A 24,562-nucleotide genomic window follows, 5' to 3' on the forward strand; every position below is an offset into this window, starting at 1 on the left:
AAAAAAATCCCGTGCAGAGCACGGGATGAGGGAGGATGCTGTAGGGAATTAACGGTCGCGCTGTACGGCGATATGTGCCAGACCAATCAGCGCTTCTCTCCACGGCGTATCAGGCAGCACCTGCAACGCAGCGATGGCCTTATCTGCCTCTTCTTCTGCACGTTGGCGCGTCCACTCCAGGGAACCACAGGCGTTCATCGCTTCAAGAACCGGCTCCAGAAGGTGACGACCATTACCTTGCTCAATGGCCTGGCGGATCATTTGCGCTTGTTCTGGAGTACCGTGGCGCATGGCATGCAGCAGCGGCAGCGTAGGTTTACCCTCGTTGAGGTCATCACCGACGTTTTTACCCAACTGCTCGCCATCTGCGCTGTAATCCAGCAAATCGTCAATTAACTGGAAAGCTGTGCCGAGATAACGGCCATAATCCTGCAACCCTTTTTCTTGTTCTTCGCTACAGCCAGCCAGAATGCCTGAACATTGGGCTGCCGCTTCAAACAACCGCGCCGTCTTACTGTAGATGACGCGCATATAGTTTTCTTCGGTGATGTCTGGGTCGTTGACGTTCATCAGCTGCAAGACTTCACCTTCGGCGATGACGTTGACTGCTTTCGACATGACTTCCAGCACTTTCAACGAGCCAAGGCTGGTCATCATCTGAAATGCGCGGGTATAGATAAAATCGCCAACCAGCACGCTGGCCGCATTACCAAACGCCGCATTTGCCGTAGCTTTCCCACGGCGCATGTCTGACTCATCCACAACATCATCGTGCAGCAGGGTCGCTGTGTGGATAAACTCGATGAGGGCCGCGATCGTAACGTGCGCATTTTCCTGGTAACCAACGGCCCGCGCTGCGAGGACGGCGATCATTGGGCGAATGCGTTTTCCGCCGCCGCTAACGATGTAGTACCCCAGTTGATTGATCAACTGAACGTCAGAATTGAGCTGTTCAAGGATTGTCGCATTGACCCCCGCCATATCTTGCGCGGTTAACTCATTGATTTTTTCTAAATTCATCGCAAAAGCCGGGCTTCTCGCCCCGATTACCTTACTGTATGAGAAGGTAACGTCGGGTTTAGGGTTATAAATATATGCTGATTGTACTGAAAAAACGCCGTAGATAAACGTTACCGTACGTGTTGTGTTTTTTTTCTTCATGTATTGACGGTAGCACTTGTCAAAGGCTCGCGTTTTGCGTAATATTCGCGCCCTATTGTGAATATTTATAGCGCACTCTGAATCATCAAAAAGGTGTGCGCGGAAGCGGAGTTTTTTATGTACGCGGTTTTCCAAAGTGGTGGTAAACAACACCGAGTAAGCGAAGGTCAGACCGTTCGCCTGGAAAAGCTGGACATCGCAACTGGCGAATCTGTTGAATTCGCAGAAGTTCTGATGATCGCAAACGGTGAAGAAGTCAAAATCGGCGTTCCTTTCGTTGATGGCGGCGTTATCAAAGCTGAAGTTGTTGCTCACGGTCGTGGCGAGAAAGTTAAAATTGTTAAGTTTCGTCGTCGTAAACACTATCGTAAGCAGCAGGGCCATCGTCAGTGGTTCACTGATGTGAAAATCACTGGCATCAGCGCTTAAGTTAAGGGGAGCAGATTAAATGGCACATAAAAAGGCTGGCGGCTCGACTCGTAACGGTCGCGATTCAGAAGCTAAACGTCTGGGCGTAAAACGCTTCGGCGGTGAAACAGTTCTGGCTGGTAGCATCATCGTTCGTCAACGTGGTACTAAATTCCACGCTGGCTCTAACGTTGGTTGCGGCAAAGACCACACTCTGTTTGCTAAAGCAGACGGTAAAGTGAAATTTGAAGTGAAAGGCCCGAAAAACCGTAAATTCATCAGCATCGTTGCTGAATAAGTTTTTCGCGTCCCGGTAACGGATAAAAGCCCCGCAACACGTTGCGGGGCTTTTTACATTCGACGGCCGGTAAATACGCTCGTCACGCCGTGACAACCCGGAAACGAGCCCTTGCAGGGAATACGGCATGAAGCAACAGGCAGGCATTGGTATTCTGTTAGCACTCACAACGGCAGTATGTTGGGGGGCTTTGCCAATAGCAATGAAGCAAGTGCTGGAGGTGATGGAGCCTCCTACCGTGGTGTTCTACCGTTTTTTAATGGCAAGCGTTGGCCTTGGCGCTATTCTTGCGGTTAAAAAAAAGCTCCCTCCATTGCGTATTTTTCGCAAAGCGCGTTGGCTGGTGTTGCTGGCTATCGCAACCGGTGGGCTGTTCGGTAACTTCATTCTGTTTAGTTCATCCTTGCAGTATTTGAGCCCAACGGCTTCGCAGGTTATCGGTCAGCTGTCACCGGTTGGTATGATGATCGCTAGCGTCTTTATCCTGAAAGAAAAGATGCGCGGCACGCAGGTGATTGGCGCCATTATGCTTCTGAGCGGCCTGGTCCTGTTTTTTAATACCAGTCTGATCGAAATTTTTACCCGACTCACCGATTACACCTGGGGCGTTATCTTTGGTGTCGGTGCGGCGATGGTCTGGGTGAGCTATGGGGTCGCACAAAAGGTGTTATTGCGCCGCCTGGCATCACCGCAGATCCTGTTTTTACTGTACACTTTATGTACGATAGCGTTGTTGCCGCTGGCTAAACCCGGTGTCATCACGCAGCTCAGCGACTGGCAGCTGGCATGCCTGGTATTCTGCGGCCTGAATACGCTGGTAGGATACGGCGCTCTTGCGGAAGCGATGGCGCGTTGGCAGGCGGCGCAGGTGAGCGCTATTATCACGCTCACACCGCTGTTTACGTTGTTATTTTCAGATTTATTATCACTGGCCTGGCCCGATTTCTTCGCCAGACCGATGCTAAACCTATTAGGTTATCTCGGTGCGTTTATCGTGGTTGCGGGCGCGATGTATTCCGCCATTGGTCATCGAATTTGGGGCGGTTTACGTAAGCATGAAACGGTGGTTTCGCAACCCCGCTCAGGCGAATGATTTACGGAGAGTAAAATGAAGTTTGTTGATGAAGCATCGATTCTGGTCGTTGCAGGTGATGGCGGTAATGGTTGCGTCAGCTTCCGCCGCGAAAAGTACATCCCAAAAGGCGGTCCGGACGGTGGTGATGGTGGTGACGGTGGTGACGTTTGGCTGGAAGCCGACGAAAACCTGAACACGCTGATCGATTACCGTTTTGAAAAATCATTCCGTGCGGAACGTGGTCAGAATGGCGCGAGCCGTGATTGCACCGGTAAGCGTGGCAAAGACGTCACGATTAAAGTGCCTGTTGGTACGCGTGTTATCGATCAGGGCACGGGCGAAACCATGGGCGACATGACCAAACACGGTCAGCGTCTGATGGTCGCTAAAGGCGGCTGGCATGGTCTGGGCAACACCCGTTTCAAATCATCGGTTAACCGTACTCCACGTCAGAAAACAATGGGTACGCCGGGTGATAAGCGCGATCTGATGCTGGAGCTGATGCTGCTGGCAGACGTGGGTATGCTGGGTATGCCAAATGCCGGGAAATCGACGTTTATCCGTGCAGTATCTGCGGCGAAGCCGAAAGTCGCTGATTATCCCTTCACCACCCTGGTGCCGAGCCTGGGCGTGGTGCGTATGGACAACGAAAAGAGCTTCGTGGTTGCCGACATTCCGGGTCTGATTGAAGGTGCGGCTGAAGGCGCAGGCCTGGGTATCCGCTTCCTGAAACATCTGGAACGTTGCCGCGTGTTGCTGCACCTCATCGATATCGATCCGATTGACGGTTCCGATCCGGTAGAAAACGCACGTATCATTATTGGCGAACTGGAAAAATACAGTCAGGATCTGGCATCTAAACCGCGCTGGTTAGTGTTCAACAAAATTGATTTGATGGACAAGGCTGAAGCGGAAGAGAAAGCGAAAGCGATCGCCGAAGCGCTGGGCTGGGAAGGTAAATATTACCTGATCTCTGCCGCCAGCCAGCTGGGCGTGAAGGATCTTTGCTGGGATGTGATGACCTTTATCATCGAGAACCCGATTGTTCAGGCTGAAGAAGCGAAACAGCCAGAGAAAGTTGAGTTCATGTGGGATGATTATCACCGCCAGCAGCTCGCTGAAGTCGAAGACGAAGCGGAAGATGACTGGGATGACGATTGGGACGAAGAAGACGACGAAGGCGTCGAGTTCATCTACAAGCGTTAATCGCATGAAAAACCCCGGACAAGTTGCCGGGGTTTTTGTTTCCAGTTTGCGTAGGCCGGATAAGCGTAAGCGCCATCCGGCATCTTCAAAATCTAATTGTTCTGATAAATATCCTTGTACAATCGGCTCTCGAAGCGCACCAACGGAATACGGCGATTACGCTGGTCAGCCGGCTCTACCGCATAACCAGACAAATACTGCACGAATGCCATGCGTTGGCCGCTTGCCGTGGTAATGAAGCCAGCAAGGTTATAGACTCCTTGCAGCGAGCCTGTCTTCGCCGATACTTTGCCATCCACACCAGCCTGATGCAGACCCGCACGGTATTGCAGGGAGCCGTCGTGCCCCGCCAGCGGCAGCATAGTGATAAAGTTCAGCTCGTTATCGTGTTGAGCGATATATTGCAGCACCTGCATCATGGTCGCCGGAGCAATCAGGTTATGCCGGGAGAGGCCTGAACCGTCGGCAATAATGGTGTTGCCGATATCAACGCCCGCCTGCTGACGCAAAATCTGGCGTACGGCATCAGAACCCGCCCGCCAGGTGCCTGGCACGTTAAATCGGGCATGACCAATCATACGGAAAACGGTATCGGCAATCATGTTGTCCGATTTTTTCAGCATAATCTTAAGCAGGTCATGCAGTGGCGCTGACTGCTTACTGGCGACCACCGTTCCCGGCTCGTTGACCAGCGTCTGGCGCAGCAGCGTACCGCTGTAGGTGATACCTGCTTGTTTTAGCTCATCTTTGATAATCGCCCCGGCATAGCTGGCTCCGTCCTGAATGGCGAACGCCAGCGGCAGCGGATCGGCTCGTTGGGGCAGGCATCCGGTCAGCGTATAGCGGTTGAGATCGCCGGGAACCACATCCAGTTCACAATATTGCGCTTCCGCAGAACCTCGGGCGAGAGTACGCACCTGACTGAACATGGTGACCGGGTAATAAGATGCCACGCGAATAAAGGCGAGATCGTTGGGTTTTTGCGCGCTGTAGAGTGAAACCGAGAAACAGTTTCTATCGACAATAGCCGCTGCGGGCGGTGCGCTAAAACACTGCGTCATGTCGTTCCAGGGCCAACCGGGCGCTTTATCATGACTGGCGAAAATAGAGGTGTCGATCAGGACATTTCCGGCAATTTGCGTCACGCCTGATTTTTTCAGGGTTGCCACCATATTGCGAATATCCTGGCGTTTTAGCGTCGGATCAGCACCAAATCGTGCCACTAAGTCACCTTTCAATACGCCACCTTCCACGTTGCCTTTAGTCTCAAGCGTAGTGGTAAAACGAAAGTCAGGCCCGAGCTGAATCAATGCCGCCAGCGCGGTGATCACTTTCTGGGTACTGGCCGGCAGCGCCATCTGCTGGCTATGAAAATCAATAGCGGGTGCAGGTGCGCCAACCTTCTGTACCATAAGGGCGAGGTTGGCCCCGGCAGGGAGCTGATTGATATACTCGTCGACGTTCGCAGCCTGAACGCTGAACGCTATACTGGCAGTCAATCCGATGGTAAATCTGGAAAATCGCATAATCTCGCGCTAACAACCTGGAAACAGGCCGTCATACTACGGCGCAACGCCCCAAAAAGTAAACGATGACCCATAAGGAACTCCAGGGTAAAATGATCATCAAATAGAGAATTGTAGCTGACCTGGGACCTTGAGCCCCGGGTCGGTATTTTTTTGCTTCTGACTCTGGCATGACATTCGCCAGGGTGGGCTTAGCAGCCGGGGTGAGAGCAACTGCCCCCTACAGGAATGTTCAAGAGGTATAACAAATGCAAGCTATCCCGATGACCTTACGTGGTGCTGAAAAACTGCGCGAAGAGCTGGATTTTCTGAAATCTGTGCGCCGTCCTGAAATTATTGCCGCTATCGCTGAAGCGCGTGAGCACGGTGACCTGAAAGAGAACGCGGAGTATCACGCGGCGCGCGAACAGCAGGGTTTCTGCGAAGGACGCATTAAAGATATCGAGGCTAAACTGTCCAACGCGCAGGTAATCGACGTTACTAAAATGCCGAACAATGGCCGCGTTGTTTTCGGCGCGACGGTTACCGTGTTGAATCTCGATAACGATGAAGAGCAGACCTGGCGTATTGTCGGCGATGATGAAGCCGATTTTAAACAGAACCTGATTTCAGTGAACTCGCCTATCGCTCGTGGCCTTATCGGTAAAGAGCAGGATGACGTCGTGGTTATCAAAACGCCGGGCGGCGAAGTGGAATATGAAGTGACGAAGGTAGAATACCTGTAATTCGCATCTTGGTTAAGATGTTGATACATTGTAAAGAAAGGAAAAAGGCCGCATAGCGGCCTTTTATCAACGAAGAGAGCGTGGCATTTTGCTCTCCTGCTAGCGGAAAACCCCGCGTTTTACACAAACTTCGTGTTCAACTTTGGGATATTCTTAGCGTGGCAGCGAGATTTTACGTTCTTTAGTCGGGCGATACAGTACCAGCGTTTTGCCGATGACCTGCACATTACAGGCGCCGGTTTCGCGTACGATAGCTTCCACGATCAAGGTTTTAGTATCGCGATCTTCCGAGGCGATTTTCACCTTGATAAGTTCATGGTGCTCTAACGCTTGTTCAATCTCGGCCAGTACCCCTTCGGTCAAACCATTGTTGCCAAGCATAACTACAGGCTTGAGCGGATGTGCCAGACCTTTCAGGTGCTGTTTTTGTTTAGTACTCAGATTCATCGTATATTTTTGCTTACGTTGGGATTGAAAACGGGTCATTCTACCGCCATCTCCCATATATCACCAAATAGCTGTGTAGAAATTTACACCATTGGTTACGATGAACTGCCCTTTGGGAATGTGAAATGACAGGTAAAAAGCGTTCTGCCAGCTCGAGTCGCTGGCTTCAGGAACACTTTAGCGATAAATATGTTCAACAGGCGCAGAAAAAGGGGTTACGTTCCCGTGCCTGGTTTAAACTTGATGAAATACAGCAAAGTGACAAAATTTTTAAACCGGGGATGACGATAGTTGATCTCGGTGCTGCACCCGGTGGCTGGTCGCAATATGCAGTTACGCAGATCGGCAACACCGGCCGCATTATCGCTTGCGATCTTTTACCTATGGATCCAATCGTTGGTGTGGACTTCCTTCAGGGCGACTTTCGTGATGAATTAGTCCTGAAAGCGTTACTTGAACGCGTAGGTGACAGTAAAGTACAAGTTGTCATGTCTGATATGGCGCCAAATATGTGTGGAACACCGGCGGTGGATATTCCCCGGGCCATGTATCTGGTAGAGCTGGCGCTTGGAATGGCTCGTGATGTATTAGCGCCAGGTGGTAGTTTTGTAGTGAAGGTGTTCCAGGGCGAAGGCTTCGATGAGTATCTAAGAGAGATTCGCTCCCTGTTTACGAAGGTCAAAGTTCGTAAGCCGGACTCTTCTCGCGCCCGTTCGCGTGAAGTGTATATTGTAGCGACCGGGCGTAAACCATAACCGGCAGATTTCAAACGAAAGTTTGAAAGAAACTGGATATAGAGTATCCTGACGCTGTTTTTAACACAGTTGTAATATGAGGTTAATCCCTTGAGTGACATGGCGAAAAACCTAATTCTCTGGCTGGTCATTGCCGTTGTGCTGATGTCAGTATTCCAGAGCTTTGGGCCCAGCGAGTCTAATGGCCGTAAGGTTGATTACTCTACCTTCCTGCAAGAGGTCAATCAGGACCAGGTTCGTGAAGCGAAGATCAACGGACGTGAGATTAACGTTACCAAGAAAGATAGTAACCGTTACACGACCTACATCCCGGTTAACGATCCGAAGTTGCTTGATAACCTGCTGACCAAAAACGTCAAGGTTGTTGGCGAACCACCTGAAGAGCCGAGCCTGCTGGCTTCTATCTTCATTTCCTGGTTCCCAATGCTGCTGCTGATTGGTGTCTGGATCTTCTTCATGCGTCAGATGCAGGGCGGTGGTGGCAAAGGTGCCATGTCGTTCGGCAAGAGCAAAGCGCGCATGCTGACGGAAGATCAGATCAAAACGACTTTTGCTGACGTTGCGGGTTGTGACGAAGCAAAAGAAGAAGTCGCTGAGCTGGTTGAGTATCTGCGCGAACCGAGCCGTTTCCAGAAACTGGGCGGTAAAATCCCGAAAGGCGTCCTGATGGTCGGTCCTCCGGGTACGGGTAAAACCCTGCTGGCGAAAGCTATCGCAGGTGAAGCGAAGGTTCCATTCTTCACAATTTCCGGTTCTGATTTCGTGGAAATGTTCGTGGGTGTCGGTGCATCTCGTGTGCGTGACATGTTCGAACAAGCCAAAAAAGCGGCACCGTGCATCATCTTCATCGATGAAATCGACGCCGTAGGCCGCCAGCGTGGCGCAGGTCTGGGCGGTGGTCACGATGAACGTGAACAGACGCTGAACCAGATGCTGGTTGAGATGGACGGCTTCGAAGGTAACGAAGGTATTATCGTTATCGCAGCGACTAACCGTCCGGACGTTCTTGACCCTGCGCTGCTTCGTCCAGGCCGTTTTGACCGTCAGGTTGTGGTTGGTCTGCCGGACGTTCGCGGTCGTGAACAGATCCTGAAAGTGCATATGCGTCGCGTGCCGCTGTCTCCGGATATCGATGCGGCAATCATTGCACGTGGTACCCCTGGCTTCTCCGGTGCGGACCTCGCGAACCTGGTCAACGAAGCGGCGCTGTTTGCTGCTCGTGGCAACAAGCGCGTAGTGTCGATGGTTGAGTTCGAAAAAGCGAAAGACAAAATCATGATGGGTGCGGAACGTCGCTCCATGGTGATGACGGAAGCGCAGAAGGAATCTACCGCGTATCACGAAGCAGGCCACGCGATTATCGGTCGCCTGGTGCCGGAACACGATCCGGTGCACAAAGTGACGATTATCCCGCGCGGTCGTGCGCTGGGTGTGACCTTCTTCCTGCCTGAAGGCGATGCAATCAGCGCCAGCCGTCAGAAACTGGAAAGTCAGATCTCCACATTGTACGGTGGCCGTCTGGCGGAAGAGATCATCTACGGTGCTGAACATGTTTCTACCGGTGCGTCGAACGACATTAAAGTCGCGACTAACCTGGCGCGTAACATGGTTACTCAGTGGGGCTTCTCCGATAAACTCGGTCCGTTGCTGTACGCTGAAGAAGAAGGCGAAGTGTTCCTGGGACGTTCTGTGGCGAAAGCGAAACACATGTCCGATGAAACCGCTCGCATTATCGATCAGGAAGTTAAACTGCTGATTGAGCGTAACTATGACCGTGCACGTCGTTTGCTGAACGAAAACATGGACATTCTGCACTCAATGAAAGATGCGCTCATGAAATATGAGACTATCGATGCGCCGCAGATTGACGATCTGATGGCTCGCCGCGATGTGCGTCCGCCTGCGGGTTGGGAAGAACCGGGTTCTTCTAACAACAACTCTGGCAGCACCGGCAAGCCGAGTGCACCGCGTCCGGTTGATGAACCGCGTGCGCCGGACTCTGGCACTATGTCAGAGCAACTGGGCGACAAATAAGTTATCGTTGATGATGACCGTGTTTTAATTGAAAACCCTGGGGCTTGCTCCGGGGTTTTTCTTATCTGCATATTCAAGATTTTACCAGGGATAAAACTATGAAACTCTTTGCTCAGGGTTCTTCACTGGATCTCAGCCATCCGCACGTCATGGGGATTTTGAACGTCACGCCAGACTCATTTTCCGATGGTGGAGCGCACAACTCTTTGGTTGAGGCGGTAAAACACGCAAACCTGATGATTAACGCCGGGGCGACTATCATTGATGTGGGTGGTGAGTCCACGCGTCCGGGCGCGGCTGATGTGAGTGTTGAAGAAGAGTTGCAGCGAGTGATCCCTGTGGTGGAGGCGATTGCTCAGCGTTTTGAAGTGTGGATTTCGGTTGATACCTCAAAGCCCGAAGTGATCCGCGAATGCGCCAGAGTTGGCGCGCATATCATCAATGACATTCGCTCACTCTCGGAGCCTGGAGCGTTGGAAGCCGCAGCGGAGACCGGATTGCCGGTTTGCCTGATGCATATGCAGGGGCAGCCGAAAACCATGCAGGAAGCGCCAAAGTATGAGGATGTTTTTGCTGAGGTAGATCGTTACTTTGTTGAGCAAATAGCACGTTGCGAGCGGGCTGGAATCACAAAAGATAAATTGTTGCTCGACCCCGGGTTCGGATTCGGTAAAAATCTCACTCACAACTACACATTACTGGCACGTCTGGCGGAGTTTCATCATTTTAATCTGCCGCTGCTGGTTGGGATGTCACGAAAATCAATGGTTGGCCAGTTGCTGAATGTGGGGCCATCCGAACGCCTGAGTGGCAGTCTGGCGTGCGCGGTGATTGCCGCAATGCAGGGGGCGCAGATCGTTCGTGTCCATGACGTCAAAGAAACCGTAGAAGCGATGCGTGTGGTGGAAGCCACATTGTCTGCAAAGGAAAAAAAACGCTATGAGTAATCGTAAATATTTTGGCACTGATGGGATCCGCGGTCGCGTAGGTGATGCCCCAATTACTCCTGACTTTGTGCTCAAGCTGGGCTGGGCTGCAGGGAAAGTGCTGGCTCGTCATGGTTCACGTAAAATTATTATCGGTAAAGATACGCGTATTTCCGGCTATATGCTGGAGTCCGCGCTGGAAGCGGGCCTGGCAGCCGCCGGACTCTCAGCCTCATTCACAGGGCCAATGCCAACACCTGCCGTTGCTTATCTGACGCGTGCTTTCCGTGCTGAGGCCGGGATTGTTATCTCCGCTTCGCACAACCCATTCTATGACAATGGGATTAAATTCTTCTCCATCGATGGGACCAAACTGCCGGATGCGGTTGAAGAAGCTATCGAAGCCGAAATGGAAAAAGCGATCACCTGCGTGGACTCGGCTGAACTGGGTAAAGCTACCCGTATCGTTGATGCTGCCGGTCGCTATATCGAGTTTTGCAAAGGCACCTTCCCGAACGAACTGAGTCTGAGTGAGCTTAAAATTGTGGTGGATTGCGCTAACGGTGCAACGTACCACATTGCACCAAATGTACTGCGTGAGCTGGGTGCAAACGTGATTGCCATTGGCTGTGAGCCAAACGGTGTGAACATCAATGAAGAAGTCGGCGCCACTGACGTCCGTGCCCTGCAGGCGCGCGTGATTGCGGAAAAAGCCGATCTGGGTATTGCACTGGACGGCGATGGCGACCGCGTCATTATGGTTGACCACGAAGGCAATAAGGTCGATGGCGATCAGATCATGTACATCATCGCCCGTGAAGCCCTGCGTCAGGGACAGCTGCGTGGTGGTGCGGTAGGTACGTTGATGAGCAACATGGGCCTCGAGCTGGCGCTGAAACAGCTGGGTATTCCTTTTGCTCGGGCGAAAGTTGGCGACCGCTATGTGCTGGAAAAAATGCAGGAAAAAGGCTGGCGTATCGGTGCCGAAAACTCTGGTCATGTGATCCTGCTGGACAAAACCACCACTGGTGACGGCATCGTGGCGGGCCTGCAGGTGCTGGCGGCGATGGTGCGCAACCATATGAGTTTGCACGACCTGTGCAGCGGCATGAAAATGTTCCCACAGCTGCTGGTTAACGTACGTTACACCGCAGGTAGCGGCGATCCGCTGGAACATGAAAATGTGAAAGCGGTGATGGCGGAAGTGGAAGCGGCACTTGGTAACCGTGGACGCGTCCTGCTGCGTAAGTCTGGTACCGAACCGTTAATTCGTGTGATGGTTGAAGGTGAAGACGAAGCGCAGGTGACTGAATTCGCCCACCGTATTGCCGATGCTGTGAAAGCGGCGTAATCCCGAAGAAAGTGAGAGCCGGAGTCTGAGACTCCGGCTTTTTTTTACTATACGGCAAGCGGCTGTTTACGTCGGCGCTGCCAGAAATAACCACCGACCATCAGTAGTACAAGGACTGCCAGCCACGGCAGAACCGCCAGCAAATGCCCAGACCGGGCAAAGGTTAGCGCAATCATCAGTAGCCAACCGCCCAGCATCGGAATCGCGGTGCGCTTAACAATATCCACAGGCGAGACGCCTGCAATCCCTGCGATAGCAATGATGACGCCGGCAATCGGCGATAACGTACGACCAATACCCGCCGATATCTGGATAGGCAACATCATGACTGCGATATCGCTACCGATATGACGGCTGATGTCCGGCACCATGGGGGCGAAGGAGAAAAATGCCGCATTCCCGGAGCCCATCAGCGCTGAAATTGCGAAGGTGATTAGGGTCATCAGCAGGATAATAGAGGCTGCGCTGAGGCCAAATTCGCCAGAAAGCGACAGCAGCGCGTCGACGGCACCAATGGCTTTCAGCCCGGCGGAAAAAACTTCACCGGCGATAATCAGCGTCACGACGGTGGCAAAAACGCTGCCCATGCTGTCGAAAACCTTTTGTACGCCAGCCATCACCTCGCGCGCTTTGCGATGACGGCAGTACTCACAAACCAGCGTAATAGCGAGGCTTATCAGTACGGCGGTGTCCAGCGTAATCTTAAGCGAGCTAAATACTAAATCGCTACACACCAACATCAATACCAGCGGCAGCATAGGCAGAAACAGCCAGGCGATAGGTGCGTCGGCTTCATCAGTTGCCGTTAATGTCTGCATCTGCTGAGCTGCATTGTCGCCACTTTCCCGACGGTCAAAAAAGCGTTGCACAACAATATGCAACAGGGCGATGAAAAGAATGACGGGCACAACGATCGGCAACTGATCCTGCACAAAATAGTTCACCACCTCAATACCTGCGGTTTTGGCGGCGAGAACCGAGTTGCCGGATCCTGGGCCAAACTCAACCGCACAGGTACTGGCGATAACTGCGGCAACTGCGGCGCGGCTACAGCCAAGACGGGTAAGCAATGGGTAAAGCGTCGCCATCAACAGCAGACCCAATCCGGTGGCGCTGCTGATAAACAGCGACAGGAATTGGCCTAATAGCAGTGCCAGTCCCAGCAGCAGATAAGGCGAGTTCAGCCGTTGTAAAGGACGAGATGTTACCCGAACCAGTACCTGGCTTGCGCCAATGGCTGACATGTACGTGGCGAAACCACCAATCAGCATAATTTGCAGCCCGAGGCCGCCGAGACGCACGCTCAGGGTATCGCGAATAAACTCAAAGGCGTCAAAGGGGCCGAATCCGGTGCTCTTTTTCACCAGGCCACTGAGTGAGGTCATTCCGCTAAAATGCGCGATAAGCAACAGCACAATCCCGGTCAATAACAGTACCGACTGGGGGTGATATTTTTTGAGGATCAGACGTCCGGCAAAAATGATGGCGATTAGCGCCAGTAGTAATGACATTCTTGCCCCCTTACTCGAAGTTGCCGGTAACCAGGCACTCTCCATCCCGCAGCAACGGTTTACCCGCGGCAAACAGATGGGCCAGCGAGAGGTCATCATTGAGTACACAGATATCGGCACGTTCTCCGGCGCAGAGCATGCCCCCGGAAATACCCAGCGAGCGTGCAACGTTTGCCGTCAACATTGCGATGGCTTGCGGCACCGGAATACCGACATCAATCAGGCGAGGAAGTAGGTTAAGATTGCCTGCGACCGGTGCCGCGCTTAAACCTTCAACGATACCCTGAGCGTTAAAGCGCGGAACGCTGCCATTGCCGTCAGAACTGATCGTGATGCGCTCCGCCGGAACCTGTGCTTCGAGTGCGTGGAGAATCGCTTGCTCCTGAGGCATAAAACGACTGCCACCGGACGTAACATCGATATGGCCGCCGCGATGGGCGAAAGCAATAGCCTGTTCGAACAAGGGCTCTGTTCTTGCAACATGGGTCGGTGAAATATGGTGAATCGGAATACCCGCATCACACAACTCAATAAGTTGCGACATCCCTTCCGGCAGATTCCCCAGGTGCACATGCAGCAAGCCTTTTTTCCCTGCCAGCAGGGAAGCGACGCGAATATCGCTCACTATCCTCAGCAACTCCTGGAAAGAGGGGTAAGAGCCGCGGTGATCGGCGAGGGCGATTTTTACACCAAGAATTGCCGGAATAAAGGCCATATCATCGCGGATGGATCGCGTAATGGTTGGGCTGGGAACGGCGTAGGCTCCCGTATGCATAAACGCGCGTAATCCCTCAAGGTTGAGAGACTGCATTTTAGCGTAGAGGTCTTTGGGCGAACGAGAAATGGCATCGGTGCCTAACACGCCAACCACCGTGGTAATACCCGCTTGAATCAGATCGCGCAGCTTGACGGCGGGTGTCCGACTGGCAAATCCGGCTTCGCCACCGCCACCGGTAAGATGAACATGCTGATCGATGATGCCAGGGATAACCCATTTACCCCGACAATCGATGACCTCGTTGACGCCATCAAACAATGAAATATCTTTTTCTACCGCCACAATTCGGTCGGCATGAATGAGCAGGGAGCAGAGGCCTAAATCCTCAGGAGAAAAAACACGGGCATTGGTCAATAAAGTAAACATAGCGGTCCTGTCAAACGTCGAAGGTGAGAGTCGGCAGGTGAAACGGAATATTGTTGTTATGATGCCCACCATAAAGCCATTACTATAACTATGACTATTACCGATTTGTTATTGGAGGATGCGGTTATGGCATGGCGGAGAGCACAACGTGGATTGTAAGTGGCTGGAAGATTTTCTGGCCTTGAGCCAGCATGGAAACTACTCCCAGGCCGCGGCGCAGCGGCATATTACTCAACCTGCGCTGAGTCGGCGTATAAAGTCGCTGGAAGAGGTGCTGGGCGTGCCTTTGTTTGATCGGACAACGACCCCCGTCACGCTGACGCGCTATGGTGAACGCTTTGAACCTTATGCCCGGCACGTCCTCAGTACGTTAACAGAGGCACGCCATGAGCTGTCGGCGATGACGCCAGCAACGGATAACACGCTGGTGATGGTCAGCCTGCATACGCTGTCGGTGAATATCCTGCCGGATATGATCAACTACCTGCGACAGAGTGAGCCGCAGTTAAACTTTACGGTAAACGCCAGTATCCAGGGGATAGACAACCACTTCAATGCCCTGATAAACCGGCAAATTGATATGCTGGTGACTTACGATTTACCCTCTTCACAACCAGGGCTGGAGATTGCCGGAGGGTTAAAACGTTCACTATGGCGGTATGAGCGATTTATTCCTGTGATTTCTGCACAGTTGGTGGATACGCTGGACGATCCGCATACCCCGATCCCCTGGCTATGTTACAGCGACTATACCTTTGTCAGACGTATTATTGAGCTGGCAGAACAACGAGTGCGACCACGGTTGAAAAAAGTGTTTGAGAGTGGTTTAAGCGAAACGATACGAGAAATGGTGTTGCGCCATATGGGAATGGCCTGGTTACCTGAATCGATGGTGGCGGAAGAGTTGGTGAATCAGCAAATTATTCACTGCTGGCCAGAAAATGCAGACCTGATTTGTGAAATCCCTGTTGTGGTATGGGCGAATCTTGACGATCAACGCGCCGTCATGCAGAGATGCTGGGAGAAGTTGCTGCGTTTTTGATTGATATGGCGATTTTTTCCGCAGTTGATACAATGCTAACAAATTGCCCTTGCGAAGGTTATTCGCTTTGGTTAGTATTCACACCCGCTTCAGTGGGAAACAGTAAATATTCCCGCTTTAATGGTCGAAGCATTGTACGCGGCAACTCCGCAAGGAACAGGTTGATTATGCACGAAGCTCTTTTAGTAGTTTTCCTTATTGTGGCAATTGGCCTGGTAGGCTTGATCATGCTGCAGCAAGGCAAAGGCGCTGATATGGGAGCCTCTTTTGGCGCAGGCGCTTCTGGTACTCTGTTTGGTTCAAGTGGTTCTGGTAACTTCATGACCCGTATGACAGCTGTATTGGGAACCTTGTTCTTCATCATCAGTCTGGTGCTGGGTAACATGAACAGCAACAAGACCAATAAAGGAAGTGAGTGGGAAAATCTGAGCGCACCGGCGAAAACCGAGCAAACTCAGCCAGCTGCTCCGGCTCAGCCGACCAGCGATATCCCACGCTAAGTATTCTGTACCGAGGTGGTGGAATTGGTAGACACGCTACCTTGAGGTGGTAGTGCCCTAACGGGCTTGTGGGTTCGAGTCCCATCCTCGGTACCAAATTCCAAAAAAAAGACGCTGCAAAGCGTCTTTTTTTTCGTCTGTTATTTGTGGCTGTCCTGTAGGTCGGATAAGCATAGCGCCATCAGGCGTTGTAATAATGTCGGATGGCGGCGTAAACGCCTTATCCGACCTACAGGGCCGCAGAGCTATATTCCGCACATAAAAAAGGCCGCTTTCGCGGCCTTAAGATGGTGTATCTTTACTTCGCCTTATTTTCCAGATTCTCAACCTGCGGCAGGCCGGTTGTGGAAGAAGCGGTCAGCAGACCAGACTGCGCATAGCCGAACAGCTTCTCGCGGGTATCGGTGATATCCAGATTACGCATGGTTAACTGACCGATACGGTCGTCCGGAGAGAATACGGAATCGCCTTTTTCCATCGTCAGACGTTCTGGTTTATAAGTCAGATTGTCAGATACGGTGTTGAGGATCGAGTAGTCATTACCACGGCGCAGTTCCAGCGTCACTTCACCGGTAATCTGGCTGGCAACCCAACGCTGCAGACCGTCACGCAGCATCAGCGCCTGAGAGTCGAACCAGCGACCCTGATACAGCAGACGACCAAGCTGGCGACCATGTGCGTGATACTGCTCGATGGTATCCTCGTTGTGAATACCGGTCAGCAGACGCTCGTATGCGATATGTAACAATGCCATCCCCGGGGCTTCGTAGATGCCACGGCTCTTCGCTTCAATGATGCGGTTTTCAATCTGATCGCTCATACCCAGACCGTGACGACCGCCGATACGGTTGGCTTCCAGCATCATCTCAACGTCGTCGCTGAAGGTTTTACCGTTCAGTGCAACCGGATGACCCTGTTCAAAACGCACAGTCACTTCTTCTGCCGGGATCTTCACGCTCTCATCCCAGAACTTCACGCCCATAATTGGGTTGACGATTTTGACGCTTGAGTTCAGGAATTCCAGATCTTTTGCTTCGTGGGTCGCCCCGAGCATATTGGAGTCTGTTGAGTACGCTTTCTCAACGGACATCTTGTAGTCGAAACCACAGGCAATCATAAATTCGGACATCTCATGGCGACCGCCGAGTTCATCGATAAAATCGGTATCCAGCCATGGTTTATAAATCTGCAGTTCGGCGTTGGTCAGCAGACCGTAACGATAGAAACGTTCAATATCGTTACCTTTATAGGTGCTACCGTCACCCCAGATATTTACGCCATCTTCTTTCATGGCGGCAACCAGCATGGTGCCGGTCACGGCACGGCCCAGCGGGGTGGTATTGAAGTAGGTCAGTCCGCCAGTGGTGTTGTGGAATGCACCGCACTGAATGGCAGCGATCCCTTCGGCAACGAGCTGCTTACGGCAATCTACCAGGCGAGCATTCTCAGCACCATATTCCATTGCACGGCGAGGAATGGCGTCATAGTCATCCTCATCCGGCTGGCCCAAATTCGCAGTATATGCATATGGGACAGCCCCTTTTTGTCGCATCCACAGCAGTGCTGCACTGGTGTCCAGGCCGCCGGAAAAAGCGATACCAATACGTTGACCTACCGGGAGATGCTTGAGAATCGTCGTCATAAAATAAAACCCTGCTTGATAGACTGGTGAAGAGGTCGCTTATTATGCTAATTGCATTTTTATGCAAAATAAATGAGTTTTCATTTAATCATCTTTTCTGGATGACAGGAAGAGTTTAGTGATAATTTCGTTAAATAACGGCGTGGGTGGCATATTTATCTTGCTGGGCTAGCGCTGGGCAGCATTCATTGATTTGCATAGTCGTAACAAGGTTGACATAACGCATAGTGAATCAATATACTGTGCGCAGATTTTACGTCCCGTCCTCGGTACCAAATCCCAGCAGTATTTGCATTTTTTACCCAAAACGAGTAAAATTTGCCACGTTTCAGGCGCGGGGTGGAGCAGCCTGGTAGCTCGTCGGGCTCATAACCCGAAGGTCGTCGGTTCAAATCCGGCCCCCGCAACCACTTTCCCTTAGAGTTCTTTTTCAAATATACTGTGAAGACTTAGGCCTTCGTAGCTGGATTTGAAAAAAATTCTTTCGGAAGGTTCTCCGAACCGCAGGTGCGGTTATAGGGTTCAGTTATCTAAAGCCCCGATTTATCGGGGTTTTTTGTTATCTGACTACAGAATAACTGGGCTTTAGGCCCTTTTTTTATGTCTTGGGGGTGGGCTTGTCCACATTAGAGCAAAAATTAACAGAGATGATTACAGCGCCAGTTGAAGCCCTGGGCTACGAACTGGTCGGCATCGAATTTATTCGTGGTCGCACATCCACACTGCGCATCTATATTGATAGTGAAGATGGCATCAATGTTGATGATTGTGCTGATGTGAGCCATCAGGTAAGCGCCGTGATGGATGTCGAAGACCCAATCACCGTTGCCTATAACCTGGAAGTCTCCTCTCCGGGTCTCGACCGTCCTCTGTTCACAGCTGAACACTACGTGCGTTTCCTGGGTGAAGAAGTCACGCTGGTTCTTCGTATGGCGGTACAAAACCGTCGTAAATGGCAGGGCGTTATCAAAGCGGTGGACGGTGAGATGATCACGGTCACAGTCGAAGGCAAAGATGAAGTGTTCGCGCTGAGTAATATCCAGAAGGCGAACCTGGTTCCCCACTTTTAACAGTCTGGATTGAGGTGAAAAGCCCGCGATGAACAAAGAAATTTTGGCTGTTGTTGAAGCCGTATCCAACGAAAAAGCGCTGCCACGCGAGAAAATTTTTGAAGCACTGGAAAGTGCGCTGGCTACAGCAACAAAGAAAAAATATGAGCAAGAGATCGACGTTCGCGTAGAAATCGATCGTAAAAGCGGTGATTTCGATACCTTCCGTCGTTGGGTAATCGTAGAAGAAGTTACTCAGCCGACCAAAGAAATTACGCTGGAAGCGGCACGCTTCGAAGACGAAAGTCTGAACGTGGGCGAATATGTTGAAGATCAGATTGAATCTGTCACCTTTGACCGTATCACCACCCAGACCGCGAAACAGGTTATCGTACAGAAAGTACGTGAAGCTGAACGCGCAATGGTTGTCGATCAGTTCCGCGAACACGAAGGCGAAATCGTCACCGGTGTGGTAAAGAAAGTAAACCGCGACAACATTTCTCTGGATCTGGGCAGCAATGCTGAAGCTGTTATCCTGCGTGAAGACATGCTCCCGCGTGAAAACTTCCGCCCAGGTGACCGTATTCGTGGTGTTCTGTACTCTGTACGCCCGGAAGCGCGCGGTGCGCAGCTGTTTGTAACCCGTTCCAAACCGGAAATGCTGATTGAGCTGTTCCGCATTGAAGTACCGGAAATTGGCGAAGAAGTTATCGAAATTAAAGCGGCTGCCCGTGATCCGGGATCGCGTGCGAAAATCGCCGTTAAGACCAACGACAAGCGTATTGATCCGGTCGGAGCCTGTGTTGGTATGCGCGGTGCGCGCGTTCAGGCGGTTTCTACCGAACTGGGCGGCGAGCGTATCGATATCGTCCTGTGGGATGATAACCCGGCGCAGTTCGTGATTAACGCAATGGCGCCAGCAGACGTTGCTTCTATCGTGGTGGATGAAGACAAGCACACCATGGATATCGCGGTTGAAGCCGGTAACCTGGCTCAGGCGATTGGACGTAATGGTCAGAACGTCCGCCTGGCTTCACAACTGAGCGGTTGGGAACTCAACGTGATGACCGTTGATGACCTGCAGGCGAAGCATCAGGCTGAAGCACATGCAGCCATTGATACCTTCACCAAATATCTCGATATCGATGAAGATTTCGCGACCGTTCTGGTGGAAGAAGGTTTTGCGACGCTGGAAGAACTGGCCTACGTGCCAATGAAAGAGCTGCTGGAAATTGACGGCCTGGATGAACAGACCGTTGAAGCGCTGCGCGAGCGTGCTAAAAACGCACTGACCACTCTGGCACTGGCCCAGGAAGAAAGCCTCGGTGATAACAAACCGGCTGACGATCTGCTGAATCTGGAAGGATTGGATCGTGAGATGGCCTTCAAACTGGCGGCCCGTGGTGTTTGTACGCTGGAAGATCTCGCTGAACAGGGCATTGATGATCTGGCTGATATCGAAGGGTTGACCGACGAAAAAGCCGGTGAGCTGATTATGGCTGCCCGTAATATTTGCTGGTTCGGCGACGAAGCGTAATAAACTGTAGCAGGAAGGAACAGTATGACAGATGTAACCGTAAAAACGCTGGCTGCAGAGATACAGACTTCCGTGGATCGCCTGGTACAGCAATTTGCTGATGCCGGTATCCCGAAGTCTGCTGACGACTCTGTGTCCGCACAAGAGAAACAAACCTTACTGGCGCATTTGAACCGTGAAAACGGCTCAGCGCCGGATAAGTTGACATTGCAGCGTAAAACGCGCAGTACTCTCAATATTCCAGGTACCGGTGGAAAAAGCAAATCGGTACAAATCGAAGTCCGCAAGACACGCACCTTTGTGAAACGCGATCCGCAAGAGGCTGAACGCCTTGCCGCGGAAGAGCAGGCGCAGCGTGAAGCGGAAGAGCAAGCCCGTCGTGAGGCAGAAGAAGCTGCCAAACGCGAGGCGCAACAAAAAGCCGAACGTGAGGCCGCAGAACAAGCTAAGCGTGAAGCCGCTGATAAAGCGAAACGTGAAGCTGCGGAAAAAGACAAAGTGAGCAATCAACAGACCGACGATATGACTAAAACCGCCCAGGCCGAAAAAGCCCGCCGTGAAAATGAAGCCGCAGAACTGAAGCGTAAAGCGGAAGAAGAAGCACGTCGCAAGCTTGAAGAAGAAGCGCGCCGCGTAGCGGAAGAAGCTCGCCGTATGGCGGAAGAAAACGAGAAAAATGGTGTGAATAACGCTGAACCTGTTGAAGATACCAGCGATTATCACGTCACCACTTCCCAGCATGCTCGCCAGGCTGAAGACGAGAACGATCGTGAAGTCGAAGGCGGTCGTGGTCGTACTCGCAGCACTAAAGCAGCGCGTCCGGCGAAGAAAGGCAACAAACACGCTGAATCTAAAGCTGACCGTGAAGAAGCGCGTGCAGCGGTTCGCGGCGGTAAAGGCGGTAAGCAGCGTAAAGGTTCCGCTCTGCAGCAGGGCTTCCAGAAGCCAGCTCAGGCCGTTAACCGTGACGTTGTGATCGGCGAAACCATCACCGTTGGCGATCTGGCGAACAAAATGGCAGTTAAAGGCTCTCAGGTCATCAAAGCGATGATGAAACTGGGCGCAATGGCTACCATTAACCAGGTCATCGACCAGGAAACCGCACAGCTGGTTGCCGAAGAGATGGGCCACAAAGTTATCCTGCGTCGTGAAAACGAGCTGGAAGAAGCGGTAATGAGCGACCGTGACACCGGTGCTGCGGCTGAACCGCGCGCACCAGTTGTGACCATCATGGGTCACGTTGACCACGGTAAAACCTCCCTGCTGGACTACATTCGTTCCACGAAAGTGGCTTCTGGTGAAGCGGGCGGCATTACTCAGCACATCGGTGCGTACCACGTTGAAACTGACAACGGTATGATCACCTTCCTGGATACCCCGGGTCACGCCGCGTTTACCTCCATGCGTGCTCGTGGTGCTCAGGCAACGGATATCGTTGTTCTGGTTGTTGCAGCAGACGACGGCGTGATGCCACAGACCATCGAAGCTATCCAGCACGCGAAAGCGGCGGGTGTGCCGGTGGTGGTTGCAGTCAACAAAATCGATAAGCCGGAAGCGGATCCGGATCGCGTTAAAAACGAACTGTCCCAGTACGGCATCATGCCGGAAGAGTGGGGCGGCGAGAGCCAATTCGTTCACGTTTCTGCGAAAGCGGGTACCGGTATCGACGAGCTGCTGGACGCTATCCTGCTGCAGGCCGAAGTACTGGAACTGAAAGCTGTGCGTAAAGGTATGGCGAGCGGTGCGGTTATCGAATCCTTCCTGGATAAAGGTCGTGGTCCGGTTGCTACCGTACTGGTGCGTGAAGGTACGCTGCACAAAGGCGACATCGTACTGTGTGGCTTCGAATACGGTCGCGTTCGTGCTATGCGTAACGAACTGGGTCAGGAAGTACTGGAAGCAGGTCCATCCATTCCGGTGGAAATCCTCGGTCTGTCCGGTGTTCCGGCTGCAGGTGACGAAGTTACTGTCGTTCGTGACGAGAAGAAAGCCCGTGAAGTTGCACTGTATCGTCAGGGCAAATTCCGTGAAGTTAAACTGGCTCGTCAGCAGAAATCTAAACTCGAGAACATGTTCGCTAACATGACCGAAGGCGAAGTTCACGAAGTGAACGTCGTCCTGAAGGCTGACGTTCAGGGTTCTGTAGAAGCGATTTCCGACTCTTTACTGAAACTGTCTACCGACGAAGTCAAAGTGAAGATCATCGGTTCTGGCGTAGGTGGTATCACCGAAACCGACGCGACCCTGGCTGCGGCATCCAACGCGATTCTGGTTGGCTTCAACGTCCGTGCTGATGCCTCTGCACGTAAAGTTATCGAATCTGAAAGCCTGGATCTGCGTTACTACTCCGTCATCTATCATCTGATCGACGAAGTGAAAGCAGCGATGAGCGGCATGCTGTCTCCGGAGCTGAAACAGCAGATCATTGGTCTGGCTGAAGTTCGTGATGTGTTCAAATCACCGAAATTCGGCGCTATCGCAGGTTGTATGGTTACCGAAGGCACGATTAAACGTCACAACCCAATCCGCGTTCTGCGCGACAACGTGGTTATCTATGAAGGCGAGCTGGAATCCCTGCGTCGCTTCAAAGATGACGTTAACGAAGTCCGTAACGGCATGGAATGTGGTATCGGCGTTAAGAACTACAACGACGTTCGCGTTGGCGATATGATCGAAGTGTTCGAGATTATCGAGATCCAACGTACTATCGCTTAATCTTCGTCGTCTTTTGGGCCGCAATTTGCAGCCCAAAATCCTTAGAAGATGATTAGGTGTAGGCCGGGTAAGCGAAGCGCCACCCGGCAAGAAATTTAAAAAGGGGCTGATAGCCCCTTTTTTGTCTTTATTCTGGAGAATTTATTATGGCGAAAGAATTTGGTCGCCCGCAGCGTGTCGCGCAAGAGATGCAGAAAGAGATCGCACTCATCCTGCAACGCGAAATCAAAGACCCGCGTGTTGGTATGATGACCACCGTATCGGGCGTTGAGATGTCTCGTGATCTGGCATATGCCAAAGTATTCGTGACTTTCCTCAACGATCAGGACGAAGCTGCTGTGAAAAAAGGCATCAAAGCACTGCAGGAAGCCTCTGGTTTTATCCGCTCTCTGCTGGGTAAAGCAATGCGTCTGCGTATCGTGCCTGAGCTGACCTTCTTCTACGACAACTCGTTGGTTGAAGGGATGCGCATGTCCAACCTGGTGACCAGCGTGGTGAAACATGACGATGAGCGTCGTGTGAACCCAGCGGACGACAGCAAGGAGGACTGATGAGTCGTCCTCGTCGTCGTGGTCGCGACATTCACGGTGTCCTGCTGCTGGATAAGCCGCAGGGCATGTCCAGCAATGATGTACTGCAAAAAGTAAAACGCATCTACAATGCCAATCGCGCGGGACATACCGGCGCACTGGATCCGCTGGCGACAGGCATGCTGCCAATCTGCCTCGGTGAAGCGACTAAGTTTTCACAGTATTTGCTGGATTCTGACAAACGCTATCGTGTGGTTGCCCGTCTGGGCCAGCGTACAGACACTTCCGATGCCGATGGGCAAATCGTGCAGGAACGTCCGGTAACCTTCACCGCAGAACAACTGGCGAGCGCGCTGGAAACTTTCCGCGGCGATATCGAGCAGATCCCGTCAATGTATTCGGCGCTGAAGTATCAGGGTAAGAAGCTGTACGAATATGCGCGTCAGGGTATTGAAGTGCCGCGTGAAGCGCGACCGATTACCGTCTATGAGCTGCTGTTTATCCGTCACGAAGGTAACGAACTGGAGCTGGAAGTTCACTGTTCCAAAGGCACCTATATTCGCACCATTGTTGACGATCTGGGTGAGAAGTTGGGCTGCGGCGCGCACGTCACGTATCTGCGTCGTTTGACGGTCAGCAAGTATCCGGTGGATCGAATGGTGACGCTGGAACATCTGCGTGAGCTGGTTGAACAGGCCGAGCAGCAGAACATTCCGGCGGCACAGCTGCTTGATCCTTTGCTGATGCCAATGGACAGTCCAGCATCGGACTATCCTGTTGTTAATTTGCCTTTAACATCCTCGGTTTACTTTAAAAATGGTAACCCGGTACGGACATCAGGCGCGCCGCTGGAAGGGCTGGTCCGCGTGACGGAAGGCGATGACGGCAAGTTTATCGGCATGGGGGAGATGGACGATGAAGGTCGTGTCGCCCCCCGTCGCCTGGTGGTTGAGTATCCTGCATAGCGCTCTCTGTCTTGC

22 protein-coding genes and 2 tRNA genes are annotated in these 24,562 nt (G+C 52.1%); 18 read left to right on the forward strand and 6 right to left on the reverse strand.

The features are described from left to right. Positions 1–48 precede the first annotated feature (48 nt). Positions 49–1,020 (reverse strand): octaprenyl diphosphate synthase, encoded by a 972-nt coding sequence (gene ispB / locus SK39_RS14200; protein ID WP_003025033.1) that lies wholly within the window; start codon positions 1,018–1,020, stop codon positions 49–51. A gap of 258 nt (positions 1,021–1,278) precedes the next feature. Here ispB and rplU point away from each other — a divergent pair, with 258 nt between their 5' ends. The 4 genes from rplU to cgtA all read left to right on the forward strand — a co-directional run bounded on the left by rplU (position 1,279) and on the right by cgtA (position 4,148). Beyond that, a complete protein-coding gene (gene rplU, locus SK39_RS14205; protein WP_003025032.1) occupies positions 1,279–1,590 on the forward strand; it encodes a 50S ribosomal protein L21 in 312 nt (103 codons plus the stop codon). Between the two features lie 19 nt (positions 1,591–1,609). After that, positions 1,610–1,867, forward strand: a complete 258-nt coding sequence (gene rpmA / locus SK39_RS14210) for a 50S ribosomal protein L27 (RefSeq protein WP_003025030.1) — start codon at positions 1,610–1,612, stop codon at positions 1,865–1,867. Between the two features lie 127 nt (positions 1,868–1,994). Then, the gene (locus SK39_RS14215; protein ID WP_003844844.1) at positions 1,995–2,960 is read left to right on the forward strand and encodes a DMT family transporter; all 966 of its coding nucleotides are present in this window, start codon (positions 1,995–1,997) and stop codon (positions 2,958–2,960) included. A gap of 15 nt (positions 2,961–2,975) precedes the next feature. Next, positions 2,976–4,148 carry an Obg family GTPase CgtA gene (gene cgtA, locus SK39_RS14220; RefSeq protein ID WP_003025024.1) on the forward strand — a complete coding sequence of 391 codons (1,173 nt, stop codon included), beginning with the start codon at positions 2,976–2,978 and terminating at the stop codon, positions 4,146–4,148. A 92-nt stretch (positions 4,149–4,240) separates the two neighbouring features. Here the strand turns inward: cgtA and dacB are convergent, their stop codons facing one another. Further along, positions 4,241–5,674 carry a serine-type D-Ala-D-Ala carboxypeptidase gene (gene dacB / locus SK39_RS14225; protein WP_003025021.1) on the reverse strand — a complete coding sequence of 478 codons (1,434 nt, stop codon included), beginning with the start codon at positions 5,672–5,674 and terminating at the stop codon, positions 4,241–4,243. A gap of 248 nt (positions 5,675–5,922) precedes the next feature. On the opposite strand from dacB, the gene greA reads away from it, so the two are divergent. Then, entirely contained in the window at positions 5,923–6,399 is a 477-nt protein-coding gene (greA, locus tag SK39_RS14230) for a transcription elongation factor GreA (protein WP_003025019.1), read from the forward strand. Between the two features lie 153 nt (positions 6,400–6,552). Here greA and yhbY read toward each other — a convergent pair whose 3' ends face one another. After that, a complete protein-coding gene (yhbY, locus tag SK39_RS14235; RefSeq protein WP_003025016.1) occupies positions 6,553–6,846 on the reverse strand; it encodes a ribosome assembly RNA-binding protein YhbY in 294 nt (97 codons plus the stop codon). A gap of 125 nt (positions 6,847–6,971) precedes the next feature. Here yhbY and rlmE point away from each other — a divergent pair, with 125 nt between their 5' ends. The 4 genes from rlmE to glmM all read left to right on the forward strand — a co-directional run bounded on the left by rlmE (position 6,972) and on the right by glmM (position 11,912). Next, entirely contained in the window at positions 6,972–7,601 is a 630-nt protein-coding gene (gene rlmE, locus SK39_RS14240) for a 23S rRNA (uridine(2552)-2'-O)-methyltransferase RlmE (protein ID WP_003025015.1), read from the forward strand. Between the two features lie 99 nt (positions 7,602–7,700). Next, complete coding sequence (gene ftsH / locus SK39_RS14245; RefSeq protein ID WP_003025013.1) at positions 7,701–9,635, forward strand: ATP-dependent zinc metalloprotease FtsH; 1,935 nt, start codon at positions 7,701–7,703, stop codon at positions 9,633–9,635. Between the two features lie 98 nt (positions 9,636–9,733). Continuing rightward, positions 9,734–10,582, forward strand: coding sequence for a dihydropteroate synthase (folP, locus tag SK39_RS14250; protein ID WP_003025010.1), 849 nt, complete (start codon positions 9,734–9,736; stop codon positions 10,580–10,582). Further along, positions 10,575–11,912, forward strand: coding sequence for a phosphoglucosamine mutase (glmM, locus tag SK39_RS14255; RefSeq protein ID WP_003025008.1), 1,338 nt, complete (start codon positions 10,575–10,577; stop codon positions 11,910–11,912). Before folP ends, glmM begins: the two co-directional genes overlap by 8 nt. Before the next feature lie 47 nt (positions 11,913–11,959). Here glmM and dcuC read toward each other — a convergent pair whose 3' ends face one another. Together dcuC and iadA are read right to left on the reverse strand one after the other, a co-directional pair. Continuing rightward, positions 11,960–13,423 (reverse strand): C4-dicarboxylate transporter DcuC, encoded by a 1,464-nt coding sequence (dcuC, locus tag SK39_RS14260; protein WP_048217104.1) that lies wholly within the window; start codon positions 13,421–13,423, stop codon positions 11,960–11,962. A 10-nt stretch (positions 13,424–13,433) separates the two neighbouring features. Beyond that, positions 13,434–14,567, reverse strand: a complete 1,134-nt coding sequence (gene iadA / locus SK39_RS14265) for a beta-aspartyl-peptidase (protein ID WP_048217105.1) — start codon at positions 14,565–14,567, stop codon at positions 13,434–13,436. Positions 14,568–14,715: 148 nt separating this feature from the next. Here iadA and SK39_RS14270 point away from each other — a divergent pair, with 148 nt between their 5' ends. From SK39_RS14270 to SK39_RS14280, 3 genes are all read left to right on the forward strand, one after another. Further along, positions 14,716–15,609 carry a LysR family transcriptional regulator gene (locus SK39_RS14270; protein WP_003844846.1) on the forward strand — a complete coding sequence of 298 codons (894 nt, stop codon included), beginning with the start codon at positions 14,716–14,718 and terminating at the stop codon, positions 15,607–15,609. A 167-nt stretch (positions 15,610–15,776) separates the two neighbouring features. Then, positions 15,777–16,109: a preprotein translocase subunit SecG gene (gene secG, locus SK39_RS14275; protein ID WP_003025000.1), complete on the forward strand. Its 333-nt coding sequence runs from the start codon at positions 15,777–15,779 to the stop codon at positions 16,107–16,109. Positions 16,110–16,118: 9 nt separating this feature from the next. Beyond that, a tRNA-Leu gene (locus SK39_RS14280) sits at positions 16,119–16,205 on the forward strand. A gap of 202 nt (positions 16,206–16,407) precedes the next feature. On the opposite strand, the gene argG is transcribed toward SK39_RS14280, so the two are convergent. Then, entirely contained in the window at positions 16,408–17,751 is a 1,344-nt protein-coding gene (gene argG / locus SK39_RS14285) for an argininosuccinate synthase (protein WP_003024998.1), read from the reverse strand. 333 nt (positions 17,752–18,084) lie between these two features. Between argG and SK39_RS14290 the strand changes: the two genes are divergently transcribed. The 6 genes from SK39_RS14290 (at position 18,085) to truB (ending at position 24,547) form a co-directional block, all read left to right on the forward strand. Beyond that, positions 18,085–18,161 (forward strand) — tRNA-Met (locus SK39_RS14290). A gap of 207 nt (positions 18,162–18,368) precedes the next feature. Then, positions 18,369–18,821, forward strand: coding sequence for a ribosome maturation factor RimP (rimP, locus tag SK39_RS14295; protein ID WP_003024996.1), 453 nt, complete (start codon positions 18,369–18,371; stop codon positions 18,819–18,821). Between the two features lie 28 nt (positions 18,822–18,849). Then, positions 18,850–20,337 (forward strand): transcription termination factor NusA, encoded by a 1,488-nt coding sequence (nusA, locus tag SK39_RS14300; RefSeq protein WP_003024992.1) that lies wholly within the window; start codon positions 18,850–18,852, stop codon positions 20,335–20,337. Positions 20,338–20,361: 24 nt separating this feature from the next. Next, on the forward strand, positions 20,362–23,052 hold the full coding sequence (infB, locus tag SK39_RS14305) for a translation initiation factor IF-2 (RefSeq protein ID WP_003024990.1): 2,691 nt from the start codon (positions 20,362–20,364) through the stop codon (positions 23,050–23,052). A 146-nt stretch (positions 23,053–23,198) separates the two neighbouring features. After that, on the forward strand, positions 23,199–23,603 hold the full coding sequence (gene rbfA / locus SK39_RS14310; RefSeq protein ID WP_048217106.1) for a 30S ribosome-binding factor RbfA: 405 nt from the start codon (positions 23,199–23,201) through the stop codon (positions 23,601–23,603). After that, positions 23,603–24,547 (forward strand): tRNA pseudouridine(55) synthase TruB, encoded by a 945-nt coding sequence (gene truB, locus SK39_RS14315; RefSeq protein ID WP_003024986.1) that lies wholly within the window; start codon positions 23,603–23,605, stop codon positions 24,545–24,547. The genes rbfA and truB overlap by 1 nt, the downstream gene beginning before the upstream one ends. Positions 24,548–24,562: the final 15 nt, after the last annotated feature.

This window comes from Citrobacter sp. BIDMC107, assembly GCF_001037575.1.
GTDB lineage: Bacteria > Pseudomonadota > Gammaproteobacteria > Enterobacterales > Enterobacteriaceae > Citrobacter > Citrobacter freundii.

Bases quoted from the DNA above. Each gene is read 5' to 3' on its own strand.
- rplU (WP_003025032.1), top strand. From the start codon at position 1,279: ATGTACGCGGTTTTCCAAAGTGGTGGTAAACAACACCGAGTAAGCGAA.
- truB (WP_003024986.1), top strand. From the start codon at position 23,603: ATGAGTCGTCCTCGTCGTCGTGGTCGCGACATTCACGGTGTCCTGCTG.
- folP (WP_003025010.1), top strand. From the start codon at position 9,734: ATGAAACTCTTTGCTCAGGGTTCTTCACTGGATCTCAGCCATCCGCAC.
- glmM (WP_003025008.1), top strand. From the start codon at position 10,575: ATGAGTAATCGTAAATATTTTGGCACTGATGGGATCCGCGGTCGCGTA.
- secG (WP_003025000.1), top strand. From the start codon at position 15,777: ATGCACGAAGCTCTTTTAGTAGTTTTCCTTATTGTGGCAATTGGCCTG.
- ftsH (WP_003025013.1), top strand. From the start codon at position 7,701: ATGGCGAAAAACCTAATTCTCTGGCTGGTCATTGCCGTTGTGCTGATG.
- dacB (WP_003025021.1), bottom strand. From the start codon at position 5,674: ATGCGATTTTCCAGATTTACCATCGGATTGACTGCCAGTATAGCGTTC.
- argG (WP_003024998.1), bottom strand. From the start codon at position 17,751: ATGACGACGATTCTCAAGCATCTCCCGGTAGGTCAACGTATTGGTATC.
- nusA (WP_003024992.1), top strand. From the start codon at position 18,850: ATGAACAAAGAAATTTTGGCTGTTGTTGAAGCCGTATCCAACGAAAAA.
- yhbY (WP_003025016.1), bottom strand. From the start codon at position 6,846: ATGAATCTGAGTACTAAACAAAAACAGCACCTGAAAGGTCTGGCACAT.
- SK39_RS14215 (WP_003844844.1), top strand. From the start codon at position 1,995: ATGAAGCAACAGGCAGGCATTGGTATTCTGTTAGCACTCACAACGGCA.
- rlmE (WP_003025015.1), top strand. From the start codon at position 6,972: ATGACAGGTAAAAAGCGTTCTGCCAGCTCGAGTCGCTGGCTTCAGGAA.
- iadA (WP_048217105.1), bottom strand. From the start codon at position 14,567: ATGTTTACTTTATTGACCAATGCCCGTGTTTTTTCTCCTGAGGATTTA.
- rpmA (WP_003025030.1), top strand. From the start codon at position 1,610: ATGGCACATAAAAAGGCTGGCGGCTCGACTCGTAACGGTCGCGATTCA.
- infB (WP_003024990.1), top strand. From the start codon at position 20,362: ATGACAGATGTAACCGTAAAAACGCTGGCTGCAGAGATACAGACTTCC.
- dcuC (WP_048217104.1), bottom strand. From the start codon at position 13,423: ATGTCATTACTACTGGCGCTAATCGCCATCATTTTTGCCGGACGTCTG.
- rbfA (WP_048217106.1), top strand. From the start codon at position 23,199: ATGGCGAAAGAATTTGGTCGCCCGCAGCGTGTCGCGCAAGAGATGCAG.
- greA (WP_003025019.1), top strand. From the start codon at position 5,923: ATGCAAGCTATCCCGATGACCTTACGTGGTGCTGAAAAACTGCGCGAA.
- ispB (WP_003025033.1), bottom strand. From the start codon at position 1,020: ATGAATTTAGAAAAAATCAATGAGTTAACCGCGCAAGATATGGCGGGG.
- cgtA (WP_003025024.1), top strand. From the start codon at position 2,976: ATGAAGTTTGTTGATGAAGCATCGATTCTGGTCGTTGCAGGTGATGGC.